Source organism: Novimethylophilus kurashikiensis, from assembly GCF_003112435.1.
GTDB classification, from domain to species: Bacteria; Pseudomonadota; Gammaproteobacteria; order Burkholderiales; family Methylophilaceae; genus Novimethylophilus; species Novimethylophilus kurashikiensis.
The window spans coordinates 136,510-153,003 of sequence record NZ_BDOQ01000001.1; the positions used below are offsets into that span (position 1 = coordinate 136,510).

14 protein-coding genes and 1 pseudogene are annotated in these 16,494 nt (G+C 60.6%); 4 read left to right on the forward strand and 11 right to left on the reverse strand.

Annotation, left to right across the window (positions count from 1 at the left end; genetic code table 11):
• Positions 1–331 precede the first annotated feature (331 nt).
• Positions 332–571: an HP1242/YdcH family protein gene (locus tag NMK_RS00635; protein WP_109013824.1), complete on the forward strand. Its 240-nt coding sequence runs from the start codon at positions 332–334 to the stop codon at positions 569–571.
• A gap of 28 nt (positions 572–599) precedes the next feature.
• Here NMK_RS00635 and NMK_RS00640 read toward each other — a convergent pair whose 3' ends face one another.
• Complete coding sequence (locus NMK_RS00640; RefSeq protein WP_109013825.1) at positions 600–3,755, reverse strand: EAL domain-containing protein; 3,156 nt, start codon at positions 3,753–3,755, stop codon at positions 600–602.
• Positions 3,756–4,088: 333 nt separating this feature from the next.
• Here NMK_RS00640 and NMK_RS00645 point away from each other — a divergent pair, with 333 nt between their 5' ends.
• Complete coding sequence (locus NMK_RS00645) at positions 4,089–5,243, forward strand: zinc-dependent alcohol dehydrogenase (RefSeq protein WP_109013826.1); 1,155 nt, start codon at positions 4,089–4,091, stop codon at positions 5,241–5,243.
• A gap of 14 nt (positions 5,244–5,257) precedes the next feature.
• The gene (locus NMK_RS00650) at positions 5,258–5,740 is read left to right on the forward strand and encodes a hypothetical protein (RefSeq protein WP_109013827.1); all 483 of its coding nucleotides are present in this window, start codon (positions 5,258–5,260) and stop codon (positions 5,738–5,740) included.
• Positions 5,741–5,758: 18 nt separating this feature from the next.
• On the opposite strand, the gene NMK_RS00655 is transcribed toward NMK_RS00650, so the two are convergent.
• Complete coding sequence (locus NMK_RS00655) at positions 5,759–6,748, reverse strand: glycosyltransferase family 4 protein (protein WP_109013828.1); 990 nt, start codon at positions 6,746–6,748, stop codon at positions 5,759–5,761.
• Between the two features lie 24 nt (positions 6,749–6,772).
• On the reverse strand, positions 6,773–8,593 hold the full coding sequence (locus tag NMK_RS00660; protein WP_109013829.1) for an ABCB family ABC transporter ATP-binding protein/permease: 1,821 nt from the start codon (positions 8,591–8,593) through the stop codon (positions 6,773–6,775).
• Between the two features lie 115 nt (positions 8,594–8,708).
• Between NMK_RS00660 and NMK_RS18975 the strand changes: the two genes are divergently transcribed.
• Positions 8,709–9,764, forward strand: a complete 1,056-nt coding sequence (locus tag NMK_RS18975) for a glycosyltransferase family 9 protein (protein WP_227871288.1) — start codon at positions 8,709–8,711, stop codon at positions 9,762–9,764.
• A 133-nt stretch (positions 9,765–9,897) separates the two neighbouring features.
• Here the strand turns inward: NMK_RS18975 and NMK_RS18875 are convergent.
• The 8 genes and pseudogenes from NMK_RS18875 to NMK_RS00705 form a co-directional block, all read right to left on the reverse strand.
• Positions 9,898–10,854, reverse strand: a pseudogene (locus NMK_RS18875) (glycosyltransferase family 9 protein); the annotation flags it as partial.
• Complete coding sequence (locus tag NMK_RS18655; RefSeq protein ID WP_109013832.1) at positions 10,808–11,644, reverse strand: glycosyltransferase family 2 protein; 837 nt, start codon at positions 11,642–11,644, stop codon at positions 10,808–10,810. The pseudogene NMK_RS18875 and the gene NMK_RS18655, both read right to left, overlap by 47 nt.
• Positions 11,641–12,264 carry a DUF4254 domain-containing protein gene (locus NMK_RS18660; protein ID WP_109013833.1) on the reverse strand — a complete coding sequence of 208 codons (624 nt, stop codon included), beginning with the start codon at positions 12,262–12,264 and terminating at the stop codon, positions 11,641–11,643. The genes NMK_RS18655 and NMK_RS18660 overlap by 4 nt, the downstream gene beginning before the upstream one ends.
• A gap of 125 nt (positions 12,265–12,389) precedes the next feature.
• Positions 12,390–12,602 carry a DUF2795 domain-containing protein gene (locus NMK_RS00685; protein ID WP_109013834.1) on the reverse strand — a complete coding sequence of 71 codons (213 nt, stop codon included), beginning with the start codon at positions 12,600–12,602 and terminating at the stop codon, positions 12,390–12,392.
• A gap of 59 nt (positions 12,603–12,661) precedes the next feature.
• A complete protein-coding gene (locus tag NMK_RS00690; protein ID WP_109013835.1) occupies positions 12,662–13,810 on the reverse strand; it encodes a glycosyltransferase family 9 protein in 1,149 nt (382 codons plus the stop codon).
• Entirely contained in the window at positions 13,807–14,418 is a 612-nt protein-coding gene (locus NMK_RS00695) for a D-glycero-alpha-D-manno-heptose-1,7-bisphosphate 7-phosphatase (protein ID WP_109013955.1), read from the reverse strand. Before NMK_RS00695 ends, NMK_RS00690 begins: the two co-directional genes overlap by 4 nt.
• Before the next feature lie 20 nt (positions 14,419–14,438).
• Positions 14,439–15,191 (reverse strand): SDR family oxidoreductase, encoded by a 753-nt coding sequence (locus NMK_RS00700; protein WP_109013836.1) that lies wholly within the window; start codon positions 15,189–15,191, stop codon positions 14,439–14,441.
• 9 nt (positions 15,192–15,200) lie between these two features.
• Entirely contained in the window at positions 15,201–16,493 is a 1,293-nt protein-coding gene (locus NMK_RS00705) for a glycosyltransferase family 4 protein (RefSeq protein WP_109013837.1), read from the reverse strand.
• Position 16,494: the final 1 nt, after the last annotated feature.

Consider the following 16,494-nt stretch of genomic DNA (forward strand, 5'->3'; position numbering starts at 1 on the left):
AAGCCGGCCCCAAGTAGGGAATGCGCAATGGCTGAGTTTGAGCAACTATCAGATCGAATAGCTCACAAAGGACAGCGTTGTATTTAGGATGCGCTTCGTCGATGCATCCACGTGCGTCGGCACGTAGTGCCTGTGATCTATCGCCAGCCCCGGCTGGCATCTCCAGGGGGACCCTCCCCCGATCTAGTTCCCCCCGCGGCTAACGCGGGGGTTTTTTCTTTGATTCCTCGCATCTGACGCAGTCTCTTAGTTCATGTGCTGCATTGCAGTCATTGAAGAATGTGCTAATATTTTAAATGAAAAAAATGAAACTTTCTTTAAAGGGGCACCTATGAATATCGAGCATCACGATTTGATTCACGAATTGCCGGAACACCGCGAGCGCATTCACCAGCTGCTGACCAGCAATACTCATTTCTCGCGCCTGTTCGACGAGTACCATCAGGTGACCAAGGAGGTGGAACGTTTGGAGGGTTTGGGCATGCCGGTGACGGATGAATCCATCTCGACCATGAAAGGCACGCGACTCAAGCTCAAGGACGAGCTATACGCGATGATCCAGCATTCCTGAGCTAGAAGGCGGCAAAAGCCGCCTGTGTTCAAAGGGCCGGCTCGGTGACAGGGCCGGCTTGCAGGAATTTTTCCAGTTCTTCCTTGCGCAAGGGCATTGCGTAGAGGAAGCCCTGGCCGTAATCGCAGCCTGCCGCCTTGAGTAGTGCCGCCTGTTCGGGCGTTTCGATGCCTTCCGCGACCACTTTCAACCCCAGCTTGTGTGCCATGCCTATCATGGCTTCGCATAGCACCATGTCGCTGGAATGGGGGCTCAGGTTGTTCACGAACGAGCGGTCGATTTTGATGTAGTTGATATAAAACTTTTTAAGATAAGCCAGTGAAGAATAACCGGTGCCGAAATCGTCCAGCGCCACTTCCATGCCGTAATCCTTGAACAGTAGCAGCTTGCGGCGCGTGCTTTCCTTGGTGTCGACCAGCAGGTTCTCGGTGATTTCGATCACGATGCTGTTCGGTTGCAACCCATAGACTTTCAACGATTCCAGCCAGCTTGAATACTCGACGTTGTCGGCTTCGAGCTGCACGGGCGATTTGTTTACGCTGATCTGGAACTCAGGATCGTACGTCTCGCGCAAACGCGCAGCTTCGATGACGGCCTGCTGCAATACCCAATCGCCGATTCGGCTGATGAGCCTGGTCTCTTCGGCCACGGGAATAAATCCAACAGGGCCGATCACACCCAGCTTTGGATGATTCCAGCGAATCAACGCCTCGGCTTTTTTCACCTTGCCGGTGGAAAATTCGATGATGGGCTGGTAGTAGACCTCAAACTGATCCTCCATCACGGCGCCGTGCAATTCGTTGACCAGCAGCATGTGCGATCGCGTCGCCTCATGCATGGAGGGGGTAAAGAAGTGATAGCGGTTGCGACCTTCCTGCTTGGCCACCACCATGGCCTGGCCGGCATTGCGCAGTAATGCCTCCGGGTCTTCGGCGTCGTCCGGGCAAACGGTGATACCGATACTGGCGGAGATATAGGTTTTTTCCTCGCCGAGTTCGAAGGGTTTGGCGAGCGCATCGAGCAGCATTTGAGCGACGTAGCTGGCGTCGCCGATCTCATCCACGCCGTTGAGAATCAGGATGAATTCGTCCCCCCCCAGTCGGCCCAGCATGTCAGAACTACGCAGGCAGCCCTGCATGCGTTTGGCCGCTTCCTTGAGCAGGGTGTCGCCGACGCCGTGGCCGAGCGTATCGTTGACTTCCTTGAAACGGTCGAGATCGATGAGCAGCACGGCGATTTGGAGCTGTTCGCGCAGCGCCTTGCGGATGCTGAGATCCAGGCGGTCCTGGATCATCTTGCGGTTGGGTAGGTTGGTCAGCGTGTCGAAATTAGCCTGTTTCCAGATCAGCTCTTCCTTCTTCTTTTTTTCGGAAATATCTGAAAACAGGGCCACATGGCGCAGCACGCTGCCGTCGCTATCGAAAATGGTATTGATGGAAATCAACTTGGCGAAGATTTCGCCGTTTTTGCGACGCGTCCAGATTTCGCCCTGCCAATGTCCTTCGGTTTCCAGGTGGTTCCACATCTGTTCGTGGTTTTGCTGGTCCTGGCGTTCGAAGGTAAGAGCGCGGTAGCTCTTGCCGACGACTTCTTCGACCGAATAGCCGGTGATATCGGTAAACGCCCGGTTAACCGCGAGGATCGAATTATCGGCATCGGTCACGACCATGGCCTCGCTGGTAGACGCATAGATCAGCGAGGCTACTTTCATTTCATCGTCTGAATGCTTGCGCTCCGAGACATCGCTCACCACGCCGTGCCAGAGCACCGAGCCATCTTCATCGCGCTCAGGGATGGCGTTGCAGAACAGCCAGCGCACGTTTCCGTCACCCAGCAGCAGGCGAAACTCCTGCTGCCATGCCGATAGATCGTGAGCGGATATGTTCAACTCGCGCTTGATGTTCGCCAGGTCGTTGGGGTGGATCATTTGCAATACCGGGCTGGCATCCCGCGCTGCCATGACCGGATCGACCTGGAACGTCTTCTGGAAAGCCTCGCTGGTATAGGGAAAGGTGAAGGTGCCGTCCTTCATCATGCGCAGCTGGAACACCACGCCGGGCACGCTGCGTACGATTTTTTCCAGGCGGCTGCTGAACTGGAAGAGCCGTCCGAACAATTGGCGGTTGAGGCGATAGATATAGGCGGCAAAACCGCTGACGATGGCCAGCGCCAGCACAAACGCCCCGATGGCCCAGCGTTCCCATCCCGGCAGTGCCGTCGCTTTTTTCTCGTACATGAAACCATCGAGCGAGAAATTACTGGGCAGCATGCCGACATCGGCATACGTATCGGCAATGTGGCGCCAGCGCGCTTCATTCATGTAGCCGATCTCGACCAGGTCGGGATGCATGAGCTGGACGATCTTCTTGGCTTCGAACAAGAGCTTTTCGCGCTGGTCAGCGGGGAAATAGCCCTTGGCGATCATGAGGTCGGCCATTTCCTCGGGGTGGTTGACGGCGTAATGCCATCCTTTGAGGCTGGCGGCCAGGATTTTACGGACGCGCTCGGGATGGTGGTCGATCTCGTCCTGGGTGGTAAAAAGATTATCCCCGTAAAAATCGATTCCCTCCGAGCGCGGGCTGAAGGTCAGGTAATCGGCGTCGGCCTGGTTAAGGTAGTACGGGTCATTGGTGATATAGCCGGCATAAGCATCCGTGCGGTTTTCGAGCAGGTCTGAGGCCGAATAGTCGTAGGCCTGTGTCGTGTCCATATGCTCGAGCTTGACGTTCATGTGCTTCAAATAAGCAATGACCTCTGTCGCGTAGGGGTCGAGCCACACGCGTTTGCCGACCAGGTCGTGCACGTTTTCGATTCCCCTGTCATGCATGGCAAGCAGCACGTAGGGCGAATGCTGGAAGATGACGCCGAGGACGACTACCGGCTTGCCCGCGTTTCTCAGCAACAGCAAATCGTTGGTGCCGACCCCGTACTGGGCATTGCCTGTCAGTACATTCTTAATTGGATCCTGATTGGATTTGACGGGGAGTAGATCGACGTCGAGACCGGCTTCGCGGTAATAGCCCAGCTCCTTGGCAGCGTAATACCCGGCGAATTGAAACTGATGGTGCCACTTGAGCTGAAGGGCGACATGTTCAAGCGCGAGGGCCTGCTCCCCCCATAGGCAGAATAAGCCGCAAAGTAGGCTGAACAAGCGCTTCATGAAGAAAGTGAGTTCTGGGCGCATTCGTGTTTTTCTTGTTATTGGACTGAGCGCGACGCTCAACAGCGATCCTTACTCTAGGTGAGGTTTTATGCCCGTTTTCCTGAGGAAATTCCTAGGTGAATGTTAGCATACAAGAAGTCTGTCGCGATGCAAATACCGATCAGATTGAGTTGAGTTCCTAGTGTTTTGTTTGATAGCCCTGCATTTCAGACTTTTCGGAAAACTCCGATTAACAGCGGCGCCGGCCTACCTGCGGGTTGCCTTAAGCGGTTTAACCAACTTTTTATTCGCGCCCCAGCGCCTATCGTTGCACCCTTCAGTTCATCTCGGCTTGCCCGAGCGAAAGGAGGCAACATGTTGGCCATGGACTACCGAGGCCCTTATCGGGTAAGGCCCGAGCAAAAGCCCGAGCCGGTCATCGAGCATCCTAACGATGCCATCGTCCGCGTCACGCGGTCCTGCATTTGCGGTTCCGATCTTCACCTTTACCACGGCATGGTGCCGGATACCCGCATCGGCTCGACCTTTGGGCACGAGTTCACCGGGGTGGTGGAACAAGTCGGCCCGTCGGTGGAGCGTCTCAAGGTAGGCGACCGCGTGCTGGTGCCGTTCAACATCTTTTGCGGCAGCTGCTTTTTCTGCCAGCGCGAACTGTACGGCAACTGCCATAACACCAACCCTGAAGCCACCGCGGTAGGCGGCATCTACGGCTATTCGCATACGGCCGGCGGCTACGACGGCGGGCAGGCCGAATACGTGCGCGTGCCGCTGGCCGATGTCGGGCCGACCATCATTCCCGACGATATCGAGATCGACGACGCGGTGCTGCTCACCGATGCTTTTCCCACAGGCTACCAGGCGGCGGAAATGGCGGAAATCGACGAAGGCGATACGGTCGTGATCTTCGGCGCAGGCCCCATCGGCATCTTCGCCGCCAAATCGGCCTGGCTCATGGGAGCGGGGCGCGTCATCGTGGTGGAGCACATTGAATACCGGCTGGATTTCGTGCGGCGTTTTGCCCAGTGCGAGACGATCAATTTCCGCGAGGTTGGAGATATGGCGATCCACATCAAGAAAATGACCGACGGCCTGGGCGCCGATGCCTGCATCGACGCCGTGGGTTGCGAAGCCGCAGGCAATGCCCTTCAGAGCCTGACCGGCATCAAGCTCAAGTGGCAGGCAGGCTCCGCCACCGCGCTGCATTGGGCGATCAATTCGGTGCGCAAGGGCGGGGTGGTCTCCATCGTCGGCGTCTACGGGCCGACTTTCAACGCCGTACCCATCGGCAACGCCATCAACAAGGGACTGACGCTCCGCATGAACCAGGCCAGCGTCAAACGCCACTTGCCGCGGCTCATGGAGCATATCCGTGCCGGACGCATCAAGCCGAGCGAAGTCATCACCCATCGCTTGCCGCTGGAAGAAGTCTCGGATGCGTACCACATCTTTTCCGGCAAGCTCGACAACTGCATCAAGACCGTGCTGGTGCCGCCCAGCGCCATGCATTGAACAGGAGGCCCGCCATGCAACCACAGAAGGATTACTCTCACATCCAGGGCTGGGGCGCCGACCTCGACCACGCCAACCGCCCTGCCTATCCCAAGGAGCGCACGCCGCCCCGGCTGGAAGGCGTGCATTGGGATCAGCCCGTACCGCAGCATTCCTCGGTGGAAGTGTTTCATTCGACCGAACGTGCCGACATGACGCCGGTGTACGGCACCACCGTTCCGCCGTCGGGCTTGAGCGGCCGCTTGCGTCGTTATGCCTTCCGCTACAGCGAGAACGACATTCGCCACTGGCTGCTGCTGTTATTCGCCGACCGCATCAACATGTTCGAAGGCGTGGGTGCCGACTTGCGCCACGGCAAGGTGCCGAACGTGTTCGCCGAGATGGGCGGTCGCGCGGCGTTCAAGTACAACCGCAAGGCGACGGTACGCAAGATGGTCGTGTTGTCGGCCGTGGCCGGCCTGGGCGTGTATTGGCTGATGCGTCGTCGGCGCCGTTGACCGGCGGTTCGCGTATCGTTAACGAACCAGGCGCAGCATCGGGGTGACGTTGGCATGTTGTGCAATGCCCGTCACTTCCGATAGCGCTGCGTTCCAGTCCGCCACGAAGCGCCGGATGTTGAAGCGCGCCAGCGCGGCGCGGCGGCCTTGCTCGCCGATATCCATGGCGGCATCGGCATCGTCCAGCAGCAGTTGCATGGCTTCCACCAGACGATCCACATTGGTATCGACAAAACCCGAGCGGCCGTTGTCGATCACCGTCGTCATTTCCGTGGTGGCGAGCGCCACGACCGGCACGCCGATCATCATGGCCTCGATCACCGCCAGGCCCAGGCTGGTATAGCGAATCGGGTTGAAGAAAAAACGATAGTCGGCGATGAACTCCGGCAATTCTGCATGCTGTACTTCGCCCAGCCCACCCGATTCCTCCGCGCCCATGCCGACCAAGTCGAGCGGGATCTGGGCGCGTGCTACGGCAAAAATATCCCCGCCCAGTCGTCTTCCCCGTCGCGCCAAATGGTTGACCACCACGATGCCGCGCTCCAGCTCACCCCGATACTGCACGCCCTCCGGGGCGATCACGCCGTGCTCGATCACCTTGACCGGTGTGCGGCCGCTGTCCCACATCAGGGCGTTGAAATGGGTAACGTGGACCAGGAGCACGTTGGGGTCGTCCACGGGGTGCGGCATGTCGGTGGGGTGTTCGCGCGGCGTGTCGTGCTCGAGGTAGATGCGCGGCAGGTTGCGCTGGGCTGGGGTCATGTAGTCGAACTGGTCGACAAGGTATTGGTGATCGTCCTGGAAGATGATGCAATCGAAGCGATGATGCCGAATCTGGTCCGCCGGCATGTCGATCACATTGTCGCCCCAGGGCATGTGCCCGCAACGGCCGCCGTACCCAGCCGGACGGCCGGGCTTGGACACCACGTACAGGCGGTGCGGGATCTGGCTCAGGTAGTAGAGATAACTACCGTGCGTGTGCCAGGTCAGGATATCTAAGGGACGCATGGACTTTCCTTGGGAATACTCGATTTAAAGGTTCTGGGCTTCGGCGGCGACCTTTTCTTTTTCCTGCCGCTGTTGCAGTAGCCAGAGCTGGGCATACATGCCGCGCAGGCTCAACAGTTCGGCATGGGTGCCGCGTTCCACGATGCGGCCGCGTTCCAGCACCATGATCTCGTCCGCACCGACCACGGTGGAAAGCCGGTGCGCGATGATGAGCGTGGTGCGGTTAGTGGAGAGGCGGTTAAGCTCGCGCTGAATGGCGTTTTCGGAGCTGGAATCCAGCGCCGATGTGGCTTCGTCGAAGATCAGGATAGGCGGGTTCTTGAGCATGGCGCGGGCCACCGCGATGCGCTGGCGTTCGCCGCCTGAAAGCTTGACGCCGCGCTCGCCCACCAGGGTGTCGTATTTTTCCGGCAGCGATTCGATGAATTCGTGGATATGCGCCGCCCTGGCGACGTTGTGGATGTCTTCCAGCGTCGCGCCGTTGCGGCCGTAACCAATGTTGTAGGCGATGCTCTCATTGAACAAGATGGTGTCCTGCGGAACCACGCCGATGACCTGGCGCACGCTGTCTACGCGCACGCTGGCAATGTCCTGCCCATCTACCAGGATGCGACCCTGGATCGGGTCGTAGAAGCGCAGCAGCAATCGCGCCAGTGTGGATTTGCCCGAGCCGCTGCCGCCCACCACGGCCAAGGTTTTGCCTGCCGGGATTCGAAAGCTGATATCAAACAGGATCGGCCGTTCCGGCACGTAATGGAAATAGACGTGATCGAACACGACTTCGCCCGCTTGAATCTTCAGCGCCGGTTGATCCGGCTTTTGAGCGATCTCCGGTTTCTCTCGCAGCAGCACGAACAGCCGCTCCACGTTTACCCAGGCGTCTTTCACCTCGCGGTAGGCGAAGCCCAGCGCATTGAGCGGCAGGCATACCTGCAGCACATAGGCGTTGATGAGCACGAGGTCGCCCACCGTCATGCGGTGCTGCCAGACCTCATGCCCCGCCAGCAGCATGATGGCGCCCAGCCCCACCGCGATGATCGCGCTCTGGCCCACGTGCAGCACGAACAAGGCCTGCTGGTTGCTTATTGCCGCATCGGTCCAGTGCGCCATGATGCCGGTGAAGCGATCCGCTTCGAGCGATTCGTTGGTGAAATACTTGATGTTGTCGGCGTTGATGAGGCTGTCGGCCATCTTGCCCTTGGCTTCCGAATCCAGCCTGTTGACCCGCCGCTGATGAATGGTGCGGCGTGCGGTGAAATAAAGCGTGAAACCGGAATACGCGAAGAACAGAAAAGCGATGATTCCCGCGAACCAGCCGCTGTACTTCGCCAGCATGATGGCCAGCACCATGCCGATCTCGACCAATATTGGCACCAGGGTGAACAGCCCCGCGCCCAGCAGGAAAGCGATGCCCGCCGTGCCGCGGTCGATGTCGGGCAAGAGTCCGCCGATGCGCCGCTGCGAGTGAAAGCGCGGCCCCAGGCTGTGTAGGTGGGCGAAGGTCTTGCGGGCATAGATCGCCACCGTACTTTGCGACACGCGCGAAAACAGTAAGTCGCGCAATTCGTTGAACAAGGTGCTGGAGAAGCGCACCAATGCGTAGCCGATGAGCAAATAGGCGGGCAGGACGGGCAACTGCTCGGGTCTTGAGAATTCGTCGATGATGCGTTTCAAGATCAGCGGCACCACCACAGTCGCCACCTTGGCGAGCAGCAAGAACCCCGTAGCAAGGCCGATGCGCCAGCGGTAACGGTACAGCAATTGCCATAAGTCCCGTGCGATCTCGTCGTTGCGCAGGCGGGTACGCCAATCTCCCTCTGTTGGTGTCGGCCCCCTAGCGTTCATGCGCGCTCCCATACGCTCCGTAAGTTCTGTTGCCCCACAAAGTGGCCCAGCGCTCAGTCATCGGTTTTTCACTTGGATAGCATGGCTCAACCATATTCCAGGGAGGAATCCATCCATGAACGAGCCGCTGTTGTTGCAACAGGAAGGGCTGGAATCGGTCGTTGTGTTCCGCGCCTTGCAGCTGGGAGACATGCTGTGTGCCGTGCCGGCGTTGCGGGCCTTGCGCGGTGCCTTGCCTCATGCCCGCATCACCTTGGTCGGCCTGCCGTGGGCGGTGCAGTTTGCCGACCGCTTCAGCCGCTACATTGACGACTTCGTTGCGTTTCCCGGCCATCCGGCATTCGGGGAACAGCCGGCGGAGGCAAACGTCTTGCCCGCGTTTTACCGGCAAATGCGCGAACGTCGCTTTGATCTCGCCTTGCAGCTGCACGGCAATGGCAAGATCAGCAACGGCATCGTGTCCCAATTCGGGGCGCGCCAGGCAGCGGGTTATGCGCTGCTGGATGCCAGCGCAGCAAACGACGAATTCGACCCCGATTTTCATTTGCTGCCGTACCCCCACATTGGCGCGGAGCCGTTGCGCCTGCTCGAATTCATGACGCTGCTGGGCGCCGATCCACTGGGCGACCAGCTGGAGTTTCCCCTGTACGTCGAGGATTGGCGCGAGTTGCAAGCCGCGGGGTTGATGAAAGGGTTGCGGCCCGGCGAGTACATTTGCGTCCATCCGGGCGCACGCTTTCGCGATAAATGCTGGCCGCCGCAGCAATTCGCCGCGGTGGCCGACCAGCTGGCGCGGGAGTATGGGTTGACAGTCGTGCTCACGGGTTCAGACAAGGAACGCGACCTTACTGCCGCTGTGATGCACCACATGCAAATGCCGGCCGTCGATGCCGCGCGGCCCATTTCCATCGGTGCCATGGCGGCGCTGATGAGCCGGGCGCGACTCCTGGTTTGCAACGACACGGGTGTATCGCACATTGCGGCAGGGTTGGGGTTGGCGAGTGTGGTCATTTTCAGCAAAGCGGAACTCTCGCGTTGGGCGCCGCTCGATCGCCAGCGCCACCGTTGTATCTGGGATCCGACCGGAATTCAGCCGGGTGAAGTGCTGGCGGCGGCGCGGCTGCTTCTGAAACCGTCTTTTCGGCAAAGAGCTGCATCGTCAATGCGCTGACTTGGTCTTCGCTCACGTCGTCCACAAACGAGACGTCGTGAGCGCAACGCAGGTGCTTGCCGTTGGCTGTGCCGCACACCGGGCAGGTGGTTCTGACCGAGAGCGCAGGCCGCAGCAGATGTTGTTTCAACGGCCCGGATTCCAGCAGGTTGGTGAGCCAGAAAACCCCGACGGCAGGCGTGCCGACGGCCAACGCCAGATGCAGCGGCCCGGTATCGTTGGCGAGCATCATCTCGCTGCGTTCCAACAGGCCGCACAAGGCGGTGAGCGACAATTTTCCAGTAAGATCGAGTGCGGGGTGGTGCATGTGGGAGACCAGTTTTTCTGAGATTTCCCGTTCGGCATCGGTGGCGCTGATGACGATGCGGGCTCCCTGGCCAATGAGGCGGTCGGCCACCGCGGCAAAGCGCTCCGGCGGCCACTGGCGCCGGACGTCGCTCGCCCCTGGATGCACCACCACCAGGCGACTTAACCCCAGCGGCACGCACTCGGCCGCTTCGCTCCGGTCGTATTCGGTCACCGCCAATTCGGTTCCTGCTAGCCGAGGCTCGGCTCCGGCCAGCGCGGCGACCTGCAACAACTCCAGCCGCCGGTTGGCGAGTTCGCCGTAGGGCAGCCAGCGGTCGAGCGGCTCCGCATCCGGTGTTTTGAGGCCTACCGTCGTCCGGGCGCCCAGTGAGCGGATGAACGGGTTGGAATAACGGCCACCGCCGTACATCTGCAAGGCGAGGTCGAAATGAGCCTCGCGGATGTCGTCGATGAAACCTTCCGCCGCTGCCATGTCGACCTCTGCATCGGCTGGCGCACCTACGCCGGGCACTGGCGGCATGACGAGGACTTCATCGATCGGTCCCCGACGATGACGCAGGAAATCGGCATGCCAGGCCTTGCCCAGCAGCACGATTCGGGCTTGCGGATAGGTATGGCGCAGGGCGTGCAGCGCCGGCAGGGCGAACATGAAATCGCCCACTGCGTTGGGCCGCAGGACTAGGATACTGCGTATGCCTGGGAGCCGCGGGTAGAGGTCGATCATGCGGTTATCCTCACCACGCCGCGTACCCGGCTTCGACCGCCGAATGCCACAACACATGCGGGGCGTCGACCGTGCGCTCCGTTACCGTGGTCGGCAGTTCCATGTGGTAGGCCCCCGAAGGAATGATGCCGCATCCCCCGTAGCGCGCCATGACGCGAAGCTGCGCCAGCACGTCTTCACCGCTGTGCTGCGGGGGCAGTTGCTCCCAGAAATCGAAGCCGCCCACGCTGCGCAGTTTTTCTGTATCGAACAGCACGCAGCCGCCGATCCACGCCACGCGGTAGTAGCGCGATTCTCCGTCGTTCAGCCCGAGCTTTTGCTGCACGTGGTAGAGATTGGCGGCGCTGTGCAGGTGATGGCGCGACCAGGCGGGGCTGCCGGGCGCGACTTGTTCCGGCGTCACTTCGCTTTCCCAGAACTCGATGCCTTCCTGATGCGGCCGTACGTCGTCTACATGGCTAAGCCCGTGCAATGCGCTGCCGATGAAACCGCACTGCTGCGACCGGATGCCCTCCATCAGACGCTCAACCAAATCCGGTTCCAGCAGCACGTCGTCGTCGAGGAACAGGCAGTAGGGCGCTTCTGCGTTCGACAGTAAGAACGCGCGCTGCTCCGCCATGCCGCGACGGGGTTGGTGGCGATGGCTTTCCACGCGATGTCCCGAGGCTTCCATCAAACGCACGACGGCCCGCAGTTCCGGCAGTTGCAACACGTCGTCGCGTTCCGATTGGTCGGAAATGTACACGCGCATCGGCCGTTCCGTCTGGGCGGCGAGTGAAGTCAGGGTGATCGCAAGCGCATAGGGCCGGTTACAGGTGGGGATGAGGATATCGACGCGAGGTGTCATGATGATGCCCTTTCCGTATGCCGGGGCTGGTTCTGCCGATACAGATAGGGGTTGAGCGTGGGGTCGTTGTACATCTTGAACTGGCGGTACACCTTGAAATAAGCGCGCCCTTGCTCGGCATCTGCGAGCAACTGGTCCAGGCAGCCGATCAAGTCCTGGCGCTGCTCGGCGAGGCGTGTCAGTTTGGCGCGACAGCTGCCGATATGCGCAGCATCGGCGTCGCTCCGTTCGGTCTGGGCACGCATGTGATAGACCTTGAGGGCGAGGATGGACAAGCGGTCGATCATGGCGCCAGCCGTTTCGCTGTTGAGCCGGGCGTTGTCGAAGCGCGGGACGTTGCCTAGTATCGACAGGATGATCTCGTCCAGGGCTTCGACGGCATCGTTGCGGCGCTGGTTGTACTGGTCGATGAGACGCTTGCTGGTGGCGATGGCTTCGGGCCCGACATCGATCCGGCGTGCCTTGTCTTCCTCCTGCCACAGCAGAGTGTTGTAACGGTGGTTAGCCTCGATCCAATGCCATGGAGACGAGGGGGATTGGGCGCTCTCTTGCGGTTTTCCGCACGCGAGGGCCAGGTCGTGGTAACGCGCGATGGCGTTGCCTTCCAATCCTTTTAACATGCAAATCTCCCAACATGAGGCTTAGGCCCGTGTTGTGATTGTCGTGGCCGGGCCCGATACCTGGTTTGCGGTGACGGCAGCCGGTCAGGCTGTCGCGGATTCAGCGGCGTGCTGGGGTGGACGGTTCAGTGGCGCACCTGATCGTCCGAGTTGCCCTTGAATTCTTCGCTAACGTCGGCCGGTGTTTGGAATTCCTTGTCTGGTAATTGTTCGAGCGAGGCGCAGACGTTGTCGTCCGCGCCCATTTTTTTGGCGTTCTTGATGAGGTCGGCTTTGTGGGCGGGGTAATCCACGCCCTTGAGGTATTTCTGGATTTGAATGGGGTTTGCATGTGCCATCGTGTTCTCCTTACATGGTTGAGAGAAAAGGCATGGTTGCGGGAAAAGCGTCGCGTCGGCTATCGGCCGGCAATCGGCGCCGTGATGAGCCGCTCGTGCGGCGGGGGATTCAATGGAGGCATCCGCCACGTAGCTGGTTGTCTCGCCAGCAAGCGCTGCACGGCTGCCACAACTTGACCGGGTGCGACTTTGGCGAGGCAATCGCCGTGGCCTTGCGGGCAGATGCTCTTGTAGCAAAAGCGGCAGGGCACGTCGTGGAACAGCACTTCGCTGGCGACTTGCCAGGGCGTGTGCTGCGGGTTGGTCAGCGCATAAAGGTCGACCACCGGCGTGCCGACGGCAGCGGCCAGATGCGCGGGACCGGTATTGTTGCTCACCACCACGTCGGCCAATTCCACCGCAGCGCCCAATTGGCCGAGGTCGAGCGCCCCGGCCAGCAAACGGACAGACGTTGAAGGAACGCCTGAGGCTGCGATGATGGCTTCCGCCAGTTCGATTTCGTTGGCGTCGCCGGTGACCATCAGGTTGGCTTCAAGGGTCTCGTGCAGTTGCGCCAACACTTCCGCCCACAAGGCGGCCGGATAACGCCGGGAAGCGGCCGTGGCGCCCGGGTGGAGCATGATCCAGGGGCGGCTCGATGCACGGCTTTCGAGCTGGCGTCGCAACCAGCGGCGATCCTCGTCGCGCACGGCGAACGACAGATGTTGGTCGTGCGTTGTGGCCCCAATGGTGCGCACCAGGTCGAGCTGGCGCTGCACTTCGTGCCGTACGCCTTGCGTCGGCTCCGGATCGAGCACCCAGTCGGTCAACAGCTGGTAGGGGTTTTCATGGCAATGCGCGAGCCGCAGCGGAATATGCGCCAGATGGCAGATCATCGCCGTGGGCAGCGGATTCTGGCTGTAGGCGGTAAAGAGTACGGCCGCGTCAAAATCGAGCGCCTTGAGTGTTTCGACCGTTTGCAGCTGGTATTCCGGAGCGAGCACCGGGCTGCTCTTGAGCCAGGGCGGCGTGTAGACCAGGACGTCGTCGATTTCCGGGATGAACCGCGCCACTGCTGCGCCGCTGGGCGAGGTGAGCAGGGTGATGCGACGACCGGGGACGGATTGGCGCAAGGCGCGGATGGCCGGCGTGGTCATGAGCACGTCGCCGAGGTAATCGAGGCGTATGCACAGGATGTTCTTGGCGCTATCCCAGGCATGCTGCGTCATCGCATGGCTCCTATCATCACGTCTGCGCGCTCGCTGCGGGCCGGTGGTAGCGCAGCGAGCGCCTGGGCCGCTTCCAGCAGATTGGCGGCGGTGAAGTGCGGCATGCGTAGCGGCGAGACTTCCCACTCGGTTTCGTGGCCGTTGTCGATGAGCACGGTCTTGCACCCCGCGCGCTGGCCGGCTTCGATGTCGTTGAGGATGTCGCCGATCATCCACGAATGTACGAGGTCGAGGTGATGCTCTTCAGCCGCGCGCAACAGCAGCCCCGGTTCCGGCTTGCGGCAATCGCAGGTCCGGCTGTATGCAGCCACACTGCCCGCCCGATGGTGCGGGCAGTAGTAATAGCCGTTGATGCGTACGCCTTCGCCATGCAGCAGTGCTGAGATGCAGTGGGATACCGCGTCGAGATCGCTCGGTTCGAAATACCCGAACGCTACGCCCGGCTGGTTGCTTACCACGTATAGCTGATAGCCCATTTTCCGGAACAGTCGCAGTCCCTGTCCCGCGCCGGGCATGAGGGTGATACGCCTGGGGTCGACGTTGAAGGGCACGTCGTCGATCAGCGTGCCGTCCTTGTCGATGAATATCGCTTTCGATGGTTTTCTCATCGCAGCAGAGGTCGTCTTCATCAGGGCCAGGAAGTCTCTTGCATGGGCAGGATGGTGATCTCGGCGATCACCGATGCCTGGGTGAGCACCGACAACACGGCCCGCGCCGCGTCCATTGGGTCCTGGAGTGTCGATACGTCGATATCCGGGAAGCGGTCGAGCAGGAAAGGCGTGCGCATGCCGCCCACCACCACTCCCGTGACCTTGATGTTGTGCTGGCGCAGCTCGGCATGCATGGCATGCGACAACCCCAGCAGCCCCCATTTGCTGGCGTGGTAGGCCGAGGCATTGGGCCAGCAGCGTTTGGCTGCGGTCGAAGAAATGTTGATGATATGCCCGCTGCCCGCAGTTTTCATGTGCTCCGACGCGTACTTGGCAAGGAAGAACGGCCCGTTGAGATTGGTGTTGATGACGCGCAGCCAATCTTCGGTGGTCAGTTCCGACATCGATAAGGTCTTGTCGGTCCCGGCGTTGTTGATGAGCACGTCCAGCCGGCCGAAGCGGGTCATCGTTTCTTCCACCGCCTGCTCGGCGGCCGAGGGAATGCTGATGTCGAAGCTCATGGGCAAGGTGTCGCCGCCGTTGCCGTGCAGCGATTGCGCCAGCGATCGGGCTTTTTCGGCCTGGATGTCGGCGATGGCGACATGGACGCCGGCTTCGTTGAGCTGACGGCAAAGCGCCTCCCCCAAGCCGCTGGCGCCGCCGGTGACGAGTGCGACCTTGCCGGCCAGGGATTGCGATGGGAGCGATGCGATGCTGGGCGATGCTTGCATGTTGGGTCCTTATCTTGGATGTGAAGGTTGTAGGGCTAGATTGGATCGAGTGCTTTGGGCATGCACGGCCGGGGCTGCGTCGGCTACCTGTTCGTAGATGCCCGCCATGGTTTCGGCCACGCTGCGCCAGGTATAAAAACGATGCACGCGCTGCTGACCTGCTTCGCCGAGGGCGCGGGCGTGATCCGGCTGGGTATGCAGCAGGGCGAGCCGGTCTGCCAACGCTTCCGGGTTTTTAGGCGGTACCAGATAGCCGGTAACGCCTTCCTGCACGGTCGATTTGATGCCGCCGACGGCAGCACCCACGACTGGCGTGGCGCAGGCCATGGCTTCGAGCGGCGTGATGCCGAAGGGCTCGTACCACGGCGTGGTGACGAAAACGTCGGCCGCGCTGTAGTAATCGGCCAGTTCGTGGCGGGCTTTTTGCCCGGTGAAGCGGATTCGGTCGGTGAGGCCGAGCGCGGTACTCAACGCCATGAGCCGCGCCATCTCGGCAGAATCCGGTGCGTTGTCCTCGGGCATGTGGCCGCCGACGACCAACAACCTGGCATCGATACCGTGTCGCTCGCGCAGGATCGCTAGGCTTTCGATCACATTGTCGATGCCCTTGCGCGGCACGATGCGGCCCAGTTGCAGGATGACGAATTCCTGACTACCCAGGCCCAGCCGTTGGCGGGCCTGTTCGCGGTCGGGGCGTAGTTCGTCAGGATCGAAACCGCACGGCACGATGTCGATGTGGCGACGGTCGGCCTGGTAGTGCCGCTCCATGTCGAGCCGATCCTGCATGCACTCGGCGATGATGCGGTCGGCGTGATGCATCAGGTGCTGCTCGATGACGATGCGCTCGGGCGGAAAGCCGTCCGCCGGGCCTTGCAGCAGGCGGCGGATGAGGCCCAGCGCGTGGAAGGTGATGACGAAGGGCAGTCCCAGCGTACGCTTCACCTGTTGTGCCACCCAGCCCGACATGAAGAAATTAGCATGCAACAGGTCGTAGCCGGTTTTATCCCGGCGCAGGAACCCGATCATGAACTCGGCGAATTCCTTCATGTAGGGCAGGATGTTTTCCTTGGGGATGTAGCGTGCCGGACCGGCCGGCACATGGATGACGCGGACGTTGGGTTTCCAGCGCACGATCTGCTTCTGCCACAGGTTTTCGCGGCGAGTGAAGATGTCGACCGCAAACCCCAGTTGCGCAAGCTGCTGGGCAAGGTGGGCGACATAGACGTTCTGCCCGCCGCAATCGATGCTGCCCGGCTGTGCAAGAGGAGAGGCGTGCTCGCTGATGAAGGCGATTTTCATCATG